Genomic DNA, 17641 nt, shown 5'->3' with positions numbered 1-17641 from the left:
CCACAAAAGACGGACCTCGGTCCGTCTTTTGCTTTTTATGAAACTATAATGAGTTATTTACCCGTTACAGCCTCTCTATTATAAGTCTACACCATAATCAGTGACTACAACCTGTCCTGTAATAGGCGCTGCATCATCACTTGCTAAGAAAAGAGTGACTCTTGCAACATCTTCTGGACTACATGGTTTAAGTGATAAATCACTATGCGCACTCATTGCACCCATCATCTTCATATCCATTGTATCAGGTGTTAAGCCTGCTGCCATATCTGTAGTAATACTACCAGGACAAATAACATTACAACGAATATTTTCTTTCGCAAAACGCATTGCAGTATGTTTAGTAACACCAATAATAGCTGCTTTTGTAGAAACGTAAACAGCTCCTCCAGCACCAAACTGACCTGCAACACTTGCAATATTTACAATAGAAGCACCACTTGTCATAACCTTTAATGCTTCAGACATACAATACATTGTACCCTTCTGGTTAATATCAATAACTCTATTTAAATCATCATAATCAATACGATCAATCGCATTTAATCCTTTATCAAGTACACCTGCATTATTCACTAATACATCTACTTTACCAAATGCTTCTACAGTTTTAGAAACCAGGTTCTTTACATCATCAATCTTAGAAATATCAGTAGGTACACATAAAACAGTGCCTCCTGCTTCTTCAATTTCTTTACCTACTTCTTCTAATACTTCTTTTCTTCTTGCTGAAATAACAACCTTTGCACCTTCACTTGCAAATAATTTTGCAATAGCTTTACCAACACCTGCGTTACCGCCTGTAACGATAGCGACTTTATTATCTAATTTACCCATATTTAAGCCTCCTTGTTAAAATAGTAACATAACTGTAAGCGTATTCATAGAGTGAATAATCAAATTCATCTATTTTTGTATAAAAAAACACCTCAAGAATAATCTTGAAGTGTTTGGAATATTACTGTTCTTCTGGTAATTCCTTAAGATCATTATCACCAGTTACATAGTGTAAGATAGTCTTTGCAGCAGTTCTAGGACCATCATATTCCTGACCCTTAATACCAAGTCTTGTACGAAGTACACCAACCTGTACACCCTGTTCAAACATCTTATGGAAGAATTCTTGTAATAATGGTTCTGTCTGTTCTTTTCTCTGAACTGGACCAAATGGGTTTGCGAAATAAGAGCCAACTAAACCATATTCAGTAGTAGTACCCTTAGCCATACGGTTACCAGCTCTGAATACCTTTAATGCATCTTCTTCATTATCAAAGAATTCTAAGGCTTCACCTTCAGCTTCATAGTTATTAGCATATAAGAAGATATCTACATCATGATCAGCGATAACATCTTTATAATCAGTAATAGGAATTACGATACGTGCATTGACCTTATCTGGGTTCATGAATACAGATCTATCTAATTCCTTAAAGCTGTAACCAGCATCTAAGTCATCAAGACGAACGAAGGCACCAACTTCTGTACCTGAAGTCTTTACTTTACCATCAACTAATGATAAGCAACCCATATCATCATAGATAGTCTTGATATCTTCGATATAAGCTTCACCATAAGCCTTAATCTGTTCAATAGTTTCTGATTTACCAGCACCAGAGTCACCCATTACAACGATATTCTTTTCAGAACCATCATGTAACTTCATCTGGATCATAGCACCATGGATAGGTAGTTTATGGTGGTTGATGTTAGATACGTTGTGAAGTGTTAAACACATCTTCTTCATATATCCGAAGTAATCGAATTCATCACTTGCTGATAGTTTAGCAACCATCATATCGTTCTTGTCATCCTGGAAGAATGACTGATCCTTCTTACCATCTTCATAACCATATACATATACTAGATCTGGTTTATTATGTCTATATTCTGATTCATCAGCAAGTTCAAATAAGTTACATAAAGTAACGCCCTGTGCCATAAACTTAGTATTGAAGTAAACGAAACATAATAACTTACCAACCTTTGCAGGGTAACATAACCACTGATCAGGATTAAATGTTAAATCAGTAACTGGATTTGTTCTACTTTCTGGGAATACACCATCTCTTTTATTTCTCTTAGAATAAGTGATAAATGGTGGATGAATAACAACCTGTTCAATGAATGGAACATCCTTTAAACATTCATAATCATCAGGTAAACCTGTAGTTAAGTGAGTAACAGTTAAACCAGCATTCACACCTGCTGTAATCTGTCTTAATACCTTATCGTTCTTACCTACAGCTCTCTGCATTGAACGATATACTTCTAATACAAGTTTTTCAAACTCTTCCTGAGCATCAGCGAACTGTACACTCTGGTAACCTGATTTCTTTGAGTCATTGAAAACAATTGCATATCTCTGAAGTTTTCTCCAGTATAAATAAATGTCTTCAATTAACTTTACGAACATATCACGATCTTCAAAATACACTGCATATTCTGGTCTTAATGCACAAACCTGTTCTGCATCAAGTACAAGTAATAACTTGAAAATGCTTCTTAAATCTCCTAATAAGAAGAAATCATCCGCATTGCGTTCATGTAAATAAATATATAACTGTGTTTCTAATCTGCGCTGATTCTTAATGAATTTCTCCAATACTTTAGAGAAAGATTCACTTTCCACTAATTCACATCTACTCTGACAGAATTCTTCAGAGAAGTTTAAGATTGCATTACCTCTAGTAATTTCGAATTTCTTAGCCATTTTTTCATCCTTTCTAAATAGATTATGTTAGCTCCTATCTATTTTACCCCATAATAACAGAGATATTTACAATATGCAAAGCCTAATTTTGTAATTATCATATGTAAGCGTTATTATTTATGGAATTTAGTAAATTCCCATATTTTGCTTGCTAAGTTAGTTAAATCTAATCTGTAATATAAAAAAGACCTTTACTAGAAGGCCTTAAAGAATACTTTACCGACTATTTCTTTCTTAAAAGAAACAGCACCTATATAACGAGAATCAGTAGAATGGTTTCTATTATCCCCCATAATAAAGACATCACCTTTAGGAACTGTATAAGTCCAGTTGGTGTCTGTCATTTGTTCGTTTATATATGTTTCATTGACTTTCTTACCATTACGGTAGAGTTCATGATCAATACATTCTATTGTATCCCCCTGCTTGCCAATGACTCTTTTAATGATCTGTCTCTGCTGTCCTAATATATTACATTTTGCAATGACAACATCACCATATTTTACATCATCATAATGATAGAACTGCTTATTAACTAAGACAATGTTCCCTTCATGATAATTAGGTTCCATAGATTGTCCTTCTACATGAGAAATCTGGACAAAGAATAAGAAACCATATGTAAGAACTACTGTCACAAGAATTACTTTTACATATTCTAATACTGTTTGTTTCATATTTTTCATTTTAATCACCGAAACGATTATACCATAGTTTTAGGATAATTCCTTGAATAAACTAAAAATAAAGGGAATAGGAATAATACTTGCACATAAATCAGCTATAGGCTGAGATAAGGCTAAACCTGTAATACCCCATATGTGAGGCAATAGGATAACAAGTGAGATAAAAGCCAAACCACTTCTTAAAGCAGCTAGGAATGTCGCTATGACACTTCTACCAATACTTTGGAATAACATATTTGCGCCGATACTAATAGCCATGAAGAATATCGCAATACATTCAAATTTCATCGCAAGCTGCGCAATAGAGAGTACTTGACTATCCTGTGTAAAGAGTAAGAGAAGCGGTTTTGTGAAGCATAAACAGATGACACTAATAATACTTAATAGAATAGTAGAAAGAGTCAATGTGAAAATAAATGCCTGTTTCAAACGGTCATATCGTTTAGCACCATAGCTAAATGCTGATACTGGCTGAAACCCCTGACCTATACCTACTCCTACTGAGAAGATGAGATTAGATATACGACTCACAACACTCATTGCCGCAATCGCTTCATCACCATAGATTCCTGCCGCAAAGTTAAGAGTCATAACACTGATACTATTTAATCCCTGACGACAGAGTGATGGGAATCCTACCGCAACAATACTTCCAATAACATATTTTTCTAAACTTACATATTGCCATTTAAAACAACTTTGTGTCTTTCCTTTGTGATACATAGAATAGAGAATGAATGCACTGATATATTGAGACAGGGCAGTAGAGAGTCCTGCACCAGTGACACCCATATGAAATATTCGCATAAAAATATAATCACCAAAGATATTAATAATAGAACCGGATGTAAGTCCAATCATCGCAAGTGATGCTTGTCCTTCATATCTTAGTATATTATTCATCACACATGATGAAGTCATGGCAGGTGCGGCAATCAAAATAAAGAAGGCATAGGCTCTTGCATAAGGTAATATGGTAGAAGTTGAACCCATTAAATACATAAGCGGGTTTAGGAATATAAGGCCCAGCACCGCAATCAAAGCACCAAAAAAGAGTGAACTAAAAAAGCTTGTAGATGCAAATATACGTGCTTCTTCTACTCTTTTTGCCCCTAGTCTTCTTGATATATTTGCGCCTGCTCCATGTCCAAACATAATGCTCATGTACGGTAAGGAAGCAAGCAACCGAAAACAAGAGATAGACCGCCAGCACTACACTATTCCGAACCAAAGACCAAAAGATAAGCATTGTGGGAAAATCTAAACTTTTGGATTTTCCTACAATGCCAACTACGGCGGAATCCCTCCCACTCCTTATATCTTTCTGTATACATTGAATTTGTATTTAGTAAAATGCAGACAACACCACGGATCGGCTTTTGGTTGGACAATTCCAACCAAACACCACAGCAGACAGCAGAAAACATTCTGAACGCTAGGAAGCCGGTATGATTGTTACATATAAGGGGAAGAAAAATTTCTTTTAGGTACTTGCTTTCCTAAAACTGATGTGATACAATGGATTTAATTCAGAAAAGGAGTAAAAAATATGCGGCAAGGTATTCTTAAATAAAACTATAATCAGATAGTGGGAACAAAGGATTATGATAGCTCCTTTTGTAGGGGCTTAGTTTTTTGTACCCAATTTAAGAATACTTTTGCCTTATCAATTTTGACATATCCCCAAAAACAGCAATCACAAACAGGTGTATGCTGTATATGTGTATGTCCGCAACTTATAATCCCCAGTGGTAAAAGTATTTTACTGCTGGGGATTTTTATGCCCTTTGGGGCTGTAAAGGGAGGGCAATCACATGAAAATAATCAATATTGGAATTCTTGCCCATGTAGACGCTGGAAAGACGACCTTGACGGAGAGCCTGCTATATGCCAGCGGAGCCATTTCAGAACCGGGGAGCGTCGAAAAAGGGACAACGAGGACGGACACCATGTTTTTGGAGCGGCAGCGTGGGATTACCATTCAAGCGGCAGTCACTTCCTTCCAGTGGCACAGATGTAAAGTTAACATTGTGGATACGCCCGGCCACATGGATTTTTTGGCGGAGGTGTACCGCTCTTTGGCTGTTTTAGATGGGGCCATCTTGGTGATCTCCGCTAAAGATGGCGTGCAGGCCCAGACCCGTATTCTGTTCCATGCCCTGCGGAAAATGAACATTCCCACCGTTATCTTTATCAACAAGATCGACCAGGCTGGCGTTGATTTGCAGAGCGTGGTTCAGTCTGTTCGGGATAAGCTCTCCGCCGATATTATCATCAAGCAGACGGTGTCGCTGTCCCCGGAAATAGTCCTGGAGGAAAATACCGACATAGAAGCATGGGATGCGGTCATCGAAAATAACGATGAATTATTGGAAAAGTATATCGCAGGAGAACCAATCAGCCGGGAAAAACTTGCGCGGGAGGAACAGCAGCGGGTTCAAGACGCCTCCCTGTTCCCAGTCTATCATGGCAGCGCCAAAAATGGCCTTGGCATTCAACCGTTGATGGATGCGGTGACAGGGCTGTTCCAACCGATTGGGGAACAGGGGGGCGCCGCCCTATGCGGCAGCGTTTTCAAGGTTGAGTACACCGATTGCGGCCAGCGGCGTGTCTATCTACGGTTATACAGCGGAACGCTGCGCCTGCGGGATACGGTGGCCCTGGCCGGGAGAGAAAAGCTGAAAATCACAGAGATGCGTATTCCATCCAAAGGGGAAATTGTTCGGACAGACACCGCTTATCAGGGTGAAATTGTTATCCTTCCCAGCGACAGCGTGAGGTTAAACGATGTATTAGGGGACCAAACCCGGCTCCCTCGTAAAAGGTGGCGCGAGGACCCCCTCCCCATGCTGCGGACGACGATTGCGCCGAAAACGGCAGCGCAAAGAGAACGGCTGCTGGACGCTCTTACGCAACTTGCGGATACTGACCCGCTTTTGCGTTGCGAAGTGGATTCCATCACCCATGAGATCATTCTTTCTTTTTTGGGCCGGGTGCAGTTGGAGGTTGTTTCCGCTTTGCTGTCGGAAAAATACAAGCTTGAAACAGTGGTAAAGGAACCCTCCGTCATTTATATGGAGCGGCCGCTCAAAGCAGCCAGCCACACCATCCATATCGAGGTGCCGCCCAACCCGTTTTGGGCATCCATAGGACTGTCTGTTACACCACTCTCGCTTGGCTCCGGTGTACAATACGAGAGCCGGGTTTCGCTGGGATACTTGAACCAGAGTTTTCAAAACGCTGTCAGGGATGGTATCCGTTACGGGCTGGAGCAGGGCTTGTTCGGCTGGAACGTAACGGACTGTAAGATTTGCTTTGAATACGGGCTTTATTACAGTCCGGTCAGCACGCCGGCGGACTTCCGCTCATTGGCCCCGATTGTATTGGAACAGGCATTGAAGGAATCGGGGACGCAGCTGCTGGAACCTTATCTCTCCTTCATCCTCTATGCGCCCCAGGAATACCTTTCCAGGGCTTATCATGATGCACCGAAATACTGTGCCACCATCGAAACGGCCCAGGTAAAAAAGGATGAAGTTGTCTTTACTGGCGAGATTCCCGCCCGCTGTATACAGGCATACCGTACTGATCTGGCCTTTTACACCAACGGGCGGAGCGTATGCCTTACAGAGCTGAAAGGATATCAGGCCGCTGTCGGTCAGCCGGTCATCCAGCCCCGCCGTCCAAACAGCCGCCTGGACAAGGTGCGCCATATGTTTCAGAAGGTAATGTAAAGATACATAATCGTCAAGACGGCAACAATCAGAAGTTATGGAGGGTAACAATGGAATATAGTAAGGAAGATTTAATGGAAGCAAAAAAGCAAATTTGGGGAGTGGGAGAGAACATGGGAACAGAGGAAAGTAAAAAAATCTGGGAGGAGAACGCACAATTTTGGGATAATGCAATGGGTGACGAATCTAATGAATTTCACAGAGAGGTAGTGCGTCCCAAAGTAACGGAACTTCTATCTCCTAATCCTGCGGATTACATTTTGGATATTGCGTGTGGCAATGGAAATTATTCTTCGTATCTTGCACAAAGAGGCGCTTCGGTTGTCGCTTTTGATTACAGCAAAAAAATGATAGAATTGGCTAAAAGACGGCAATCACAATATGCAAAACAAATTGAATTTTGTGTGGCGGATGCGACCGATAGAAAAAGTATATTAGAATTAAAAAGAAATCGAGCCTTTACGAAAGCAGTTTCTAATATGGCAATTATGGATATTACGGATATTGAACCACTTCTTATGGCTGTTTATGAACTGTTGCAGGAAAGCGGAATTTTTGTCTTTGCAACGCAACACCCTTGTTTTGTCACGTTGACTGAAAAATATATGACACCGCACAGTTACTATGATATAGCGATTGAAGGGCAACCGAAAGAGCAGATTTATTATCATCGTTCCATACAAGATATTTTTAACCTTTGTTTTAGAGCTGGATTTGTCATTGATGGATTTTATGAAGAATGTTTTAAAACCAACAAAGAAATTCCTATGGTAATGATAGTAAGGCTTAAGAAGGTAAAACGTGATAGCTTAAAATAAATTCAAGTTTGTCGGGTAAATAGCAAACCCAGCCGAGCCAGTCAACGGTCAAGATGAACGGCGCATATGCGCAGCCGTTGACAGCCCCGCCCGCCTTTGCTGGTAGGCAATCAAGGGGCGACAGCAAGAAGTGCCACCGCCCCGCACTATTATTCAGAAAGGGGAATTTCCATGACCGACCAGATAGCCTATCAAGAATATATCCAGCGCAGGTACAACGCCTTTTGCAAGACTGTTATCCGCTGTGCCGCCTTGGACAAGATTTTGAAGCTTAAACGGCAATGGGAACGGCAAGTTTCCCTTGACTATCTGATGAACGAGAAGTTTGTCCAGTTTGCCGCGTCGGAGCCGGACGAGGAATACCCATTTACCGTCTGCGGTCAGACCGTCCTGCTCTGCAACGCCGCCCTTGCCGACGCGATCTCTGTTTTGCCGGAGCAGACGCGGGAAGAAATCCTGCGCTATTACTTTCTGCGCCAGCCGCAGCGCGTGATCGGCGCGTGTATTGGCCGGTCACGCAGCACAGCGGGGCGGCATATCCAGCTTGCCTTGCAGCGGCTACGCGAAGAAATGGGGGTGAGCCGGTATGAGTAGACTTCTCCCCTATGAAACAATCCTCAAAGCCCGTGAGGGCGACCCAGAAGCCGTGAACGCTGTCCTGCTCCACTACGCCGGATATATCCGCTATTTCTCAAAAGTGAACGGGCAGGTCAACGCCGAGGTGGAGGACTATGTAAAGCAGCGGTTAATTGACTGTCAATTCAAGTTCCGGCTTGACGAACCACCGGACAAGTCATAAAAACTGAATACCAGCCGCCACCGACGCGGCCAGCGAAAGCAGTAAGTCTTGAAAAAGATTTACTGCTTTTTTTGTTGTCCGGCTCCGCTCCCGGCCATTTTGCCCCCTGCCGGTTGTAGTAGTAAGCGAGGAGGGAATTTTTCTGCCCTGGTGTTTGGCATTTGGAGCATTTACCCGTAGTAGAGGGCAAAGAGAAAGGATTTCTCCAACACCGGGTAGAAACCACTGCGTCCGGTGTCATTTTAGCGAAAGCGGGCAGGAATGCCCTTTACAGGATTAGTAGTAGCAGAAAAAGAGAAACAAACTTTTGTGGTTGCAGTTTTCCAAAAAAGTGGCGGACGGAAGTGAGAGAAAGTTTGCAGTCACGGAGAGCAAGTTTCTACCACGGTGCCAAAATCCGCAATTCTGCAGTTTTGCCCCTCGCGGGAAACTTGTTGGGGAGTGCCTTCCCCAAACCCTGCTCATGCGCCCTTACGGGCGAGAAAGGAGGTCACACCATGCGAAAGAAATACAACACGCCCCACCGCAGCCGCGTTGTGAAAACCCGGCTGTCCAAAGATGAGTATGCCGACTTCACAGCGCGGTTTGCGCCCTATGGTATCAGCCAGTCCGAATTTCTCCGGCAGGCGATACGGCGGGCGACCATACGCCCGGTTGTCCATGTGTCGTCGGTCAATGACGAGTTGCTTTCCGCTGTCGGGAAGCTGACAGCCGAGTACGGCAGGATCGGCGGCAACCTCAATCAGATTGCCCGGTATCTGAACGAATACGGCGTACCCTACAACACCCTTTCCGGCGAGGTACGCGCCGCCATATCCGACCTTGCCGTCCTCAAGTATGAAGTCCTCAAGAAAGTAGGTGACGCGGTTGGCAACACTCAAGCATATCAACTCTAAAAACGCCGACTACGGAGCCGCCGAGCAATATCTTCTCTTTGAGCATGACGAGTTTACCATGAAGCCCGTCCTTGATGAAACCGGCAGGCTTATCCCCCGCGAGGACTACCGGCTGTCCACGCTGAACTGCGACGGGGAGGATTTTGCCGTTGCGTGTATGCGGGCCAATCTCCGCTATCAGAAAAACCAGCGGCGGGAAGATGTGAAAAGCCACCACTACATCATCAGCTTTGACCCGCGGGACGGGCCGGACAACGGCCTGACCGTAGACCGGGCGCAGGCGTTGGGGGAACAATTCTGTAAAGAGCATTTTCCCGGCCACCAGGCCCTTGTCTGCACCCACCCGGACGGGCATAACCACAGCGGCAACATTCATGTGCATATCGTCATAAACAGCCTGCGGATTGAGGAAGTGCCGTTCCTGCCCTACATGGACAGGCCGGCCGATACGAAAGTCGGCTGCAAGCACCGATGTACCGACGCTGCCCTGCGCTACTTCAAATCCGAAGTCATGGAGATGTGCCACCGGGAGGGGCTTTATCAAATCGACCTCTTGAACGGCAGCAAGAACCGCGTCACCGACCGGGAGTATTGGGCGCAGAAAAAGGGACAGGCCGCGCTGGACAAGCAGAACGCCCCCATGATTGCCGATAGTATCACGCCCCGGCAGACCAAGTTTGAAACGAACAAGGAGAAGCTGCGGCAGACCCTACGGAAAGCCCTTGCCACCGCCGCCAGCTTTGACGAGTTTTCCTCTCTGTTGCTGCAGGAGGGTGTGACCGTCAAGGAGAGCCGGGGGCGGCTTTCCTACCTCACGCCGGACAGGACAAAGCCAATTACCGCCCGGAAGCTGGGCGACGATTTTGACCGCGCCGCTGTCTTTGCCGTTTTAGAGCAAAACGCCGCCAGAGCAGCCGAAGCGCCAGCCAGATCCCCCGATCCCCCACGCACCATAAAAGACCGCTTGCAGGTTGCAAGAGCCGAGATAGCCGCCCCGAAACAGGACGGAGTGCAGCGGCTTGTGGACATTGAGCAGAAAATGGCCGAGGGCAAAGGCCGGGGCTATGAACGCTGGGCGAAGATACACAATCTGAAGCAGGCCGCCAAAACGCTGTCCGTCTACCAGCAATACGGCTTTACTTCCCCGGAGCAGTTAGAAGCCGCCGTTGACACCGCCTATCAGAAAATGCGCCAGACCAGCGGCGAACTGAAAGCACTGGAAACGAAGCTGCAAGGGAAAAAGAAGTTGCAGCGGCAGGTGTTGGCCTACGCCCAGACCAAGGCCGCCCGCGACGGGCTGCGGGCACAGAAATCCGAGAAAGCCCGCGCCGCATACCGGCAGGCCCATGAGAGCGATTTTATCATAGCCGACGCAGCAGCCCGGTATTTCAAGGCGCATGGCATTACCAAGCTGCCCGCCCGGAAAGCGTTGCAGGCCGAGATCGAGCAGCTTATCTCCGAGAAAGACGGCCTGTATAACACCTATCACGAACAGAAACAGCGGTTCAAGGAGTTGCAGACCGTCAAGCGGAACATCGACCAGATTTTGCGCCGGGACGAGCCGCACCGCAGAAAGGAGCAGAGCCATGAGCGATAACCTGCCCCACATGTACCAGCCGCCAGCACCGGCGGGCGCGGCGGCTGGTACATGAGTGCTGTAACTACGATGAGGGGAACTGCCTGCTATTGGACGACGGGGAGCCTTGCGTGTGCGTCCAGAGCATTTCCTTTTCCCTCATGTGCCACTGGTTCCGTGTGGCTGTCCTGCCCCTTGACGGGGAGCTGGCCGCAGCCCTCTTGTGCCGGGGAAGCCGGAAACGGTGTGCCGTCTGCGGGGCGGCCTTTGTCCCCAAATCCAACCGGGGAAAATACTGCCCCGACTGCGCCGGGCGCATGAAGAAAATCAAAGCCGCCGAGAGAAAGCGGAAACAAAGGCAGAGATGTCACGCTTTAGAGCCTTTCAAACCCGCATAAATCAAGGCTTTTTTCGTGGGTGTCAAAGGGTACGCGATACATTTATCCTTTTCCCCCGGAAACGGCGTTTTAATGCGTGACAATACGCCAAAATCAACCCGAACACAGGGAGGTGATCCTATCGCTGATTATATCAGGGCAGACACGCGGCTGCCCGCCTATCTGCCGTATCCCCGTTTCCTGCTGAAAATGGAGATTTCACAGACCGCCAAGCTGCTGTATTCGCTGCTGTTAGACCGTTCCACCCTCTCCCAGAAAAACAAGTGGCTGGACGACGAGGGCAGGATTTATATTATCTATCCCATCGCGGAGATAGCAGAAATACTGGATAAAGGCAGCACCACCATCAAGGGGGCGCTTAATGAACTGGACACGGCGGGGCTGTTGGAACGGGAACGGGGCGGCTTCTCCGCACCGAACCGGCTTTATGTCAAAGTACCGCCAGTGCCACAGGTACAGTTTTCAGACCAACTGATGGCCGGAAGTCCGCCCCTCATAGAGCCGGAAAACCGTCCTACTGATGGTCAGAAAACCGACCTTATGATGGTCGGAAAACCGTCCCCTAACCAAACTACTATAAACAACCTTACAGAGAGCCAAACAAAGGGAGTGAGTGGGGGGCCGTCCGCGCCCTATGGCCGATATGGAAATATTTTTCTGTCACAGACCGAATACGACGAGTTGCAGGCAGAGTACCCTGACAGGCTGGAACGGTTCATCGAGGAAATGAGCCGCTACCTTGCCGCCAACGGGAAAAGCTACCAGAACTATGCCGCCGCCCTGCGGATATGGGCGGGGAACGACAAAAAGGAAGCCCCTAAAAAGGGCATACCAGACTACTCATGCAAGGAGGGCGAGAGTTTATGAAGAATGAAATCAACGCGGTTTTGGAGAATATGACGACCACCATCCCGGAGCCGGAGGACTACACCGGCGAGGACGGTTTACTGTACTGCGGCAAGTGCCGCAAGCCGAAAGAAGCCTATTTTGCGCCGGATAAGGCCGCTATCTTCGGGCGCGACCGCCACCCGGCAGAGTGCGACTGCCAGAGAACCGCCCGCGAGGAACGGGAAGCCGCCGAAAAGCGGCGCAGACACCTTGACACCGTGGAAGAACTGAAACGCCGGGGCTTTACCGACCCCACCATGCGGGACTGGACTTTCGAGAACGACAACGGCAGGAACCCGCAGACCGGGCTTGCCCGCCGGTATGTGGAGCATTGGGAAGATATGCGGACAGACAATATCGGCTGCCTGTTCTGGGGCGGCGTAGGCACCGGCAAAAGCTACCTTGCAGGCTGTATCGCAAACGCCCTCATGGAGAAAGAAATCCCCGTCCGCATGACGAACTTTGCTCTTATCCTCAATGACCTTGCCGCCAGCTTTGAGGGGCGCAACGAGTACATTTCCCGCCTTTGTCGTTATCCGCTGCTGATCCTTGACGACTTCGGCATGGAACGCGGGACGGAATACGGGCTGGAACAGGTGTTCAATGTGATTGACAGCCGTTACCGCAGCGGCAAGCCGCTGATCGTCACGACCAACCTTACGCTGGACGACCTGCACAACCCGGAGGACACCGCCCATTCCCGGATTTATGACCGCCTGCTTTCCATGTGCGTCCCGGTACGCTTTACCGGCGACAACTTCCGGCAGGAAACCGCCAAGCGGAAAATGGAGAGCATGAAGAAACTGATTACCGACTGAAAGGAGTATTGCCTATGGCAGATAACAAGCAGCACGACACCCGCACCACCCGCCGCCCTGACTGTGTGACGGAAATCCGCATGGGCAATTCCGTCCTTGTCGTGTCCGGCTATTTCAAGAAAGACACCACAACCACAGCCGCCGACAAAATGGCGCGGGTACTGGAAGCGGAAGCCGCTGCTACACAGGAGCCGACTTATCCGGCGTGAACCGGGGCATGGAAAAGCGGCCATGCCAGGGAGCATGACCGCTGGAACGAAAATCGGAAGTGCTTTAGCAATTCTTAATCTCATTCTCTATAAAATAATTTGCAATTTCAAAGGCTTTTATTCTTCTCTTTGCCAATGTGATTTGTGATTTATAACGCTCGGAATTATCCTTTGATTCAAATGTTTTTACTGTTTCTCTTAGCTTGTGCAGAGTTGAATCAATTTGCCTTTTGGCCGCGGTTAATTCATCTATTGTATACTTCATGTTTTCTCCTTTAACTTCTGATTTTTTTGTTAAATCAGAGTATACCACGGAGTTATGAACTTTTCTACTGCAAATATGGGACGACAACCCATACCATAAAAATCGGAAAATTGAAAAGCTGTAAAGAAGCAAATTTAACGCTTTTGCCGCTGTACAGCCCCCGCCGTTCCGTGGTACAATGAAACCACGGAATAGTGGGGCTGGCTGTCGGAAACGGAGGATTTTATGTTAAGACAAGCCATCCAAAACCTCATTACCGCCCTTTATCCGAGATTGTCCCACGAGGATGAATTGCAAGGCGAGAGTAATTCCATATCGAACCAAAAAAGGATACTCGAAACCTACGCAAAACAGAACGGCTTTACCAATCTGCGCTGGTACACCGACGACGGTTTTTCCGGCGCGAACTTCCAGCGGCCCGGATTTCAAGCCATGCTTGCGGACATTGAAGCCGGGAAAGTGGGTACGGTCATCGTCAAGGACATGAGCCGGTTAGGGCGAAACTACTTGCAGGTAGGGTTTTACACGGAAATGCTGTTCCCTCAAAAGGGTGTGCGTTTTATCGCTGTCAACGATAATGTGGACAGTGCCAGCGAGGGCATGGACAACGATTTTACCCCGCTGCGAAATCTGTTCAATGAATGGCTGGTGAGAGATACGAGCAAGAAAATCAAGGCAGTGAAAAAGTCAAAAGGCATGAGCGGCAAGCCGGTTTACGGCTATGTGATGGACGAGGACGAGAATTTTATTATAGACGAGGAAGCCGCCCCGGTGGTGCAGCAGATTTACCAGCTTTGCCTTGCCGGGAACGGCCCGACCAAGATTGCCCGTATGCTGACGGAGCAGCAAATCCCCACGCCGGGGACGCTGGAATATCAGCGGACAGGCAGCACCCGCCGTTATCACCCAGGCTATGAGTGCAAATGGGCGACCAACACCGTCGTTCATATCCTCGAAAACCGAGAGTACACCGGATGTCTGGTGAACTTCAAAACGGAAAAGCCTTCTTATAAGGTCAAGCACAGCATAGAGAACCCCGTCGAGAAGCAGGCCATTTTCGAGAACCACCATGAGCCGATCATCGACAAGGAAACATGGGAACGGGTGCAGGAGTTACGCAAACAGCGCAAACGCCCGAACCGCTACGATGAAGTGGGGCTGTTCTCCGGGATTTTGTTCTGCGCCGACTGCGGCCATGTGCTGTATCAGCAGCGGTATCAGAACAAAGACCGCAAACAGGACTGCTACATCTGCGGCAGCTACAAGAAGCGCACCCGCAACTGTACGGCGCACTTTATCCGCACCGATCTGTTGACCGCTGGTGTCCTGGCAAATCTCCGGCAAGTGACCGAATACGCAGCCAAGCATGAGAGCCGGTTTGTGAAACTACTTGTCCAGCAGAACGAGATCGGCGGCAAGCGAAAGACCGCCGCAGCCATCAAGCAGCTTGAACAGGCGCAGGAACGCATTTCTGAAATCAGCCGCATTATCAAGCGGCTGTATGAGGACAATGTAAACGGCAAAATCAGCGATGAGCGTTTCATGGAACTGTCGGCTGACTACGAAGCCGAGCAAGCGGAGCTGAAAAAGAGAGCCGCCGCCCTGCAAGCCGAACTGGACAAGTCACAGGCAGCTACCGTCAACGCCGAGAAATTTATGGGCATTGTCCGCAAGCACCTTGCCTTTGAAGAACTGACCCCCACTCTCTTGCGGGAAATGATCGAGAAAATTGTGGTGCATGAGTGCAGCTATGATGAGAACGGCACCCGCAGGCAGGACATTGAGATTTATTACAGCTTTGTCGGCAAGATTGACTTGCCCGAATAACCGCCCGACCTATCCGACACAATGACCAAGTGTCGGATAGGAACGGCAAAATTTTTTGCACTTCTATTGCTTCTTTATCACACATAAGCAAAAGCCAAAGGCTTGTAATATCGCCATCAATCCAAAAACGATCCCTACTGCACCTGTAGCACTTGTCCCTACTGTAGAAACAAAGTACGTATCAGCCATGTTATAGATATTAGTCACTAACATTGAGATTGTTGTTGGTAATGCGAGAGTAAGTATCAGAGAAGGGATTGGCTACTTGATCATTCTCTCATACTGTGATTCATATTGTGTCATATAACTGTCCCCTTTTAGTTATTTATTATAAAACTACATCACACTTAAAACAATCAAGGTTCACTTTCTGAAAAAATTGTGATAATGTAGGAGATGTGAGGTATGAGAAAATGTATAAAAAAATATTAACACTAGTATTATGTGCTTTCTTTGTATTAACTGGATGTTCTTCTAAAACAGCTGTTAAATCACAAGTGAGTACATATGCAGTCCTTACTAAAAAGAAAAAGAGTGAGCTTCTTAAGATAAAGAAGCATTATGATCTTATTGTAGTGAGAAGTAAAGGTTTAACTACAGAAGATATGAAGGTTTTAAGAAAGAAGTCTAAACAGATTTATTTCTATATGAGTTCAAAGAAACCACATCATAAAGCTGAAGAGTTAAAGGCTGATGGTATTTTTATTAGTAAGATTGATGATGCAGATGCGTTAGATGCTCTTATTAAAGAAGCAAATCAGAATAAGTTAAAAGTTATTGTGAATAATGCCTATGATTATAGAGAAACTGTTTATAAGAATGCTAAGATGGTTGCAGGTATAAACCAGACTAGTATGATGACTAAGAAACAGGGTAAAAAATATGTAAAACAGGATACTGAAGTATCAACACGCTTAAAGAAATATTTAAGTACATGTCAGGAAAAAGGTATTGCGACTTATTTAGTAGAGTATACTAAAAATACTGACTGGAGAGCTTCAATCAATGCTTATTGTAAGAAGCATCATATTACTTACTACAATCCAACTATTAAGTAAGACACATGGAAACATGTGTTTTTTATATGTAAAAAAGACCTCCGAAGAGGTCCATTAATAGAAAACCCGTGCAAACATCATTTTTCACAATGCCGCATCCGTAAAAGAATATCTTTTTTCATCTACTGTAGATAGTACACTGTCTAAAACCAACTGTCAATGACTGATCTGAGAATTTTGAAGCGTCTTTTTACTTACTACAATCCAACTATTAAGCAAGACACATGGAAACATGTATTTTTCATGTACAAAAAAGACCTCCGAAGAGGTCTATTAATAGAAAACCCGTGCAAACATCGTTTGAACAATGCCGCAACCGTAAAAGAATATCTTTTTCCAGCCACTTTGATAGTACCTTGTCTAAAACCAATTGTCAACTACTAATCCAAGAAATTTGAAAGTTCCTCTAATCCAAGAAATTTGAAAGTTCCATGGATTAGTGTATTTGTCTTATAATAACTACAATTTTTATCAATTCTTCTCATTAATTTCTTCAATTCCCTACTTTCGTACAAGGCAACTCCTTCACTTCTTACCATTTTCTTGTGCATATAGAATAATGTGATGATCTGTTGAATTCTCACATTACTCATTCTATTTTTTCTAAAATTGGAATTCATATATGGAATACGTATCAATTCCTTTATAATGTCTTTATTTGTTAGATGCTCAGCAGTATGGGGTCTCAAATCATTCAATATACAATTACTATGAGCTGCTACATTTCTAATTCTTTTACAAGTTAATAATCCATAATAATTATTTTTCATTTCTTTGTCAGAGAAACGATTAGCACAAAAATAATAGAATGCGACCATCTAAACTGGTTCAAAAGTCAAGGACAGAATGTTGACAGTCCTTGCCAAATGAGCATCACCTTACGGTGATGCTCTTTTTTTTCGCGCCCTCTATCTCTCTATCTCCACGACGAAAAGAAGTCCTGATTTTATGGACTTTTC

Annotated in this window: 19 protein-coding genes; 12 read left to right on the top strand and 7 right to left on the bottom strand. The window is 45.5% G+C overall.

Annotated features, from left to right (window positions below; genetic code table 11):
- Positions 1–78 precede the first annotated feature (78 nt).
- The 4 genes from ABUA27_RS07710 to ABUA27_RS07695 all read right to left on the bottom strand — a co-directional run bounded on the left by ABUA27_RS07710 (position 79) and on the right by ABUA27_RS07695 (position 4581).
- Positions 79–837 (bottom strand): SDR family NAD(P)-dependent oxidoreductase, encoded by a 759-nt coding sequence (locus tag ABUA27_RS07710; protein WP_117460116.1) that lies wholly within the window; start codon positions 835–837, stop codon positions 79–81.
- Positions 838–958: 121 nt separating this feature from the next.
- Positions 959–2710, bottom strand: coding sequence for a hypothetical protein (locus tag ABUA27_RS07705; protein ID WP_022424304.1), 1752 nt, complete (start codon positions 2708–2710; stop codon positions 959–961).
- Between the two features lie 194 nt (positions 2711–2904).
- Positions 2905–3396, bottom strand: a complete 492-nt coding sequence (gene lepB, locus ABUA27_RS07700; protein ID WP_129982183.1) for a signal peptidase I — start codon at positions 3394–3396, stop codon at positions 2905–2907.
- 30 nt (positions 3397–3426) lie between these two features.
- Positions 3427–4581: an MATE family efflux transporter gene (locus ABUA27_RS07695; protein ID WP_502879692.1), complete on the bottom strand. Its 1155-nt coding sequence runs from the start codon at positions 4579–4581 to the stop codon at positions 3427–3429.
- 629 nt (positions 4582–5210) lie between these two features.
- On the opposite strand from ABUA27_RS07695, the gene tet(W) reads away from it, so the two are divergent.
- The 10 genes from tet(W) (at position 5211) to ABUA27_RS07645 (ending at position 13532) form a co-directional block, all read left to right on the top strand.
- Complete coding sequence (gene tet(W), locus ABUA27_RS07690) at positions 5211–7130, top strand: tetracycline resistance ribosomal protection protein Tet(W) (RefSeq protein ID WP_002586627.1); 1920 nt, start codon at positions 5211–5213, stop codon at positions 7128–7130.
- Positions 7131–7180: 50 nt separating this feature from the next.
- On the top strand, positions 7181–7948 hold the full coding sequence (locus ABUA27_RS07685) for a class I SAM-dependent methyltransferase (RefSeq protein WP_002586626.1): 768 nt from the start codon (positions 7181–7183) through the stop codon (positions 7946–7948).
- Between the two features lie 171 nt (positions 7949–8119).
- Positions 8120–8542 carry a sigma-70 RNA polymerase sigma factor region 4 domain-containing protein gene (locus ABUA27_RS07680; protein ID WP_002586616.1) on the top strand — a complete coding sequence of 141 codons (423 nt, stop codon included), beginning with the start codon at positions 8120–8122 and terminating at the stop codon, positions 8540–8542.
- On the top strand, positions 8535–8747 hold the full coding sequence (locus tag ABUA27_RS07675; protein ID WP_002586615.1) for a helix-turn-helix domain-containing protein: 213 nt from the start codon (positions 8535–8537) through the stop codon (positions 8745–8747). The genes ABUA27_RS07680 and ABUA27_RS07675 overlap by 8 nt, the downstream gene beginning before the upstream one ends.
- A 497-nt stretch (positions 8748–9244) precedes the next feature.
- On the top strand, positions 9245–9643 hold the full coding sequence (locus ABUA27_RS07670) for a plasmid mobilization protein (protein ID WP_349820503.1): 399 nt from the start codon (positions 9245–9247) through the stop codon (positions 9641–9643).
- Positions 9615–11240, top strand: a complete 1626-nt coding sequence (locus tag ABUA27_RS07665; RefSeq protein ID WP_002596230.1) for a relaxase/mobilization nuclease domain-containing protein — start codon at positions 9615–9617, stop codon at positions 11238–11240. The genes ABUA27_RS07670 and ABUA27_RS07665 overlap by 29 nt, the downstream gene beginning before the upstream one ends.
- Positions 11237–11617, top strand: a complete 381-nt coding sequence (locus ABUA27_RS07660) for a cysteine-rich VLP domain-containing protein (protein ID WP_349820506.1) — start codon at positions 11237–11239, stop codon at positions 11615–11617. Before ABUA27_RS07665 ends, ABUA27_RS07660 begins: the two co-directional genes overlap by 4 nt.
- Before the next feature lie 72 nt (positions 11618–11689).
- Positions 11690–12484, top strand: coding sequence for a replication initiator protein A (locus ABUA27_RS07655; RefSeq protein ID WP_006356266.1), 795 nt, complete (start codon positions 11690–11692; stop codon positions 12482–12484).
- On the top strand, positions 12481–13323 hold the full coding sequence (locus ABUA27_RS07650) for an ATP-binding protein (RefSeq protein WP_002596233.1): 843 nt from the start codon (positions 12481–12483) through the stop codon (positions 13321–13323). Before ABUA27_RS07655 ends, ABUA27_RS07650 begins: the two co-directional genes overlap by 4 nt.
- A gap of 14 nt (positions 13324–13337) precedes the next feature.
- Positions 13338–13532 (top strand): transposon-encoded TnpW family protein, encoded by a 195-nt coding sequence (locus ABUA27_RS07645; RefSeq protein ID WP_002596234.1) that lies wholly within the window; start codon positions 13338–13340, stop codon positions 13530–13532.
- Positions 13533–13596: 64 nt separating this feature from the next.
- Here ABUA27_RS07645 and ABUA27_RS07640 read toward each other — a convergent pair whose 3' ends face one another.
- A complete protein-coding gene (locus ABUA27_RS07640; RefSeq protein ID WP_002596235.1) occupies positions 13597–13797 on the bottom strand; it encodes a hypothetical protein in 201 nt (66 codons plus the stop codon).
- A gap of 225 nt (positions 13798–14022) precedes the next feature.
- On the opposite strand from ABUA27_RS07640, the gene ABUA27_RS07635 reads away from it, so the two are divergent.
- Complete coding sequence (locus ABUA27_RS07635) at positions 14023–15624, top strand: recombinase family protein (protein ID WP_349820502.1); 1602 nt, start codon at positions 14023–14025, stop codon at positions 15622–15624.
- 63 nt (positions 15625–15687) lie between these two features.
- On the opposite strand, the gene ABUA27_RS07630 is transcribed toward ABUA27_RS07635, so the two are convergent.
- A complete protein-coding gene (locus ABUA27_RS07630; RefSeq protein WP_349820505.1) occupies positions 15688–15843 on the bottom strand; it encodes a hypothetical protein in 156 nt (51 codons plus the stop codon).
- Between the two features lie 194 nt (positions 15844–16037).
- Between ABUA27_RS07630 and ABUA27_RS07625 the strand changes: the two genes are divergently transcribed.
- A complete protein-coding gene (locus tag ABUA27_RS07625) occupies positions 16038–16682 on the top strand; it encodes a hypothetical protein (RefSeq protein WP_349820501.1) in 645 nt (214 codons plus the stop codon).
- A 380-nt stretch (positions 16683–17062) separates the two neighbouring features.
- Here the strand turns inward: ABUA27_RS07625 and ABUA27_RS07620 are convergent, their stop codons facing one another.
- Complete coding sequence (locus ABUA27_RS07620; protein ID WP_349820500.1) at positions 17063–17452, bottom strand: hypothetical protein; 390 nt, start codon at positions 17450–17452, stop codon at positions 17063–17065.
- Between the last annotated feature and the right edge of the window lie 189 nt (positions 17453–17641).

The sequence above is a fragment of the Catenibacterium sp. RTP21428st1_D7_RTP21428_210409 genome, assembly GCF_040227455.1.
Lineage (GTDB): Bacteria > Bacillota_I > Bacilli_A > Erysipelotrichales > Coprobacillaceae > Catenibacterium > Catenibacterium mitsuoka_A.
Note: the sequence above shows the minus strand (reverse complement) of the source record. Positions and strands in the feature narration are given on the sequence as shown.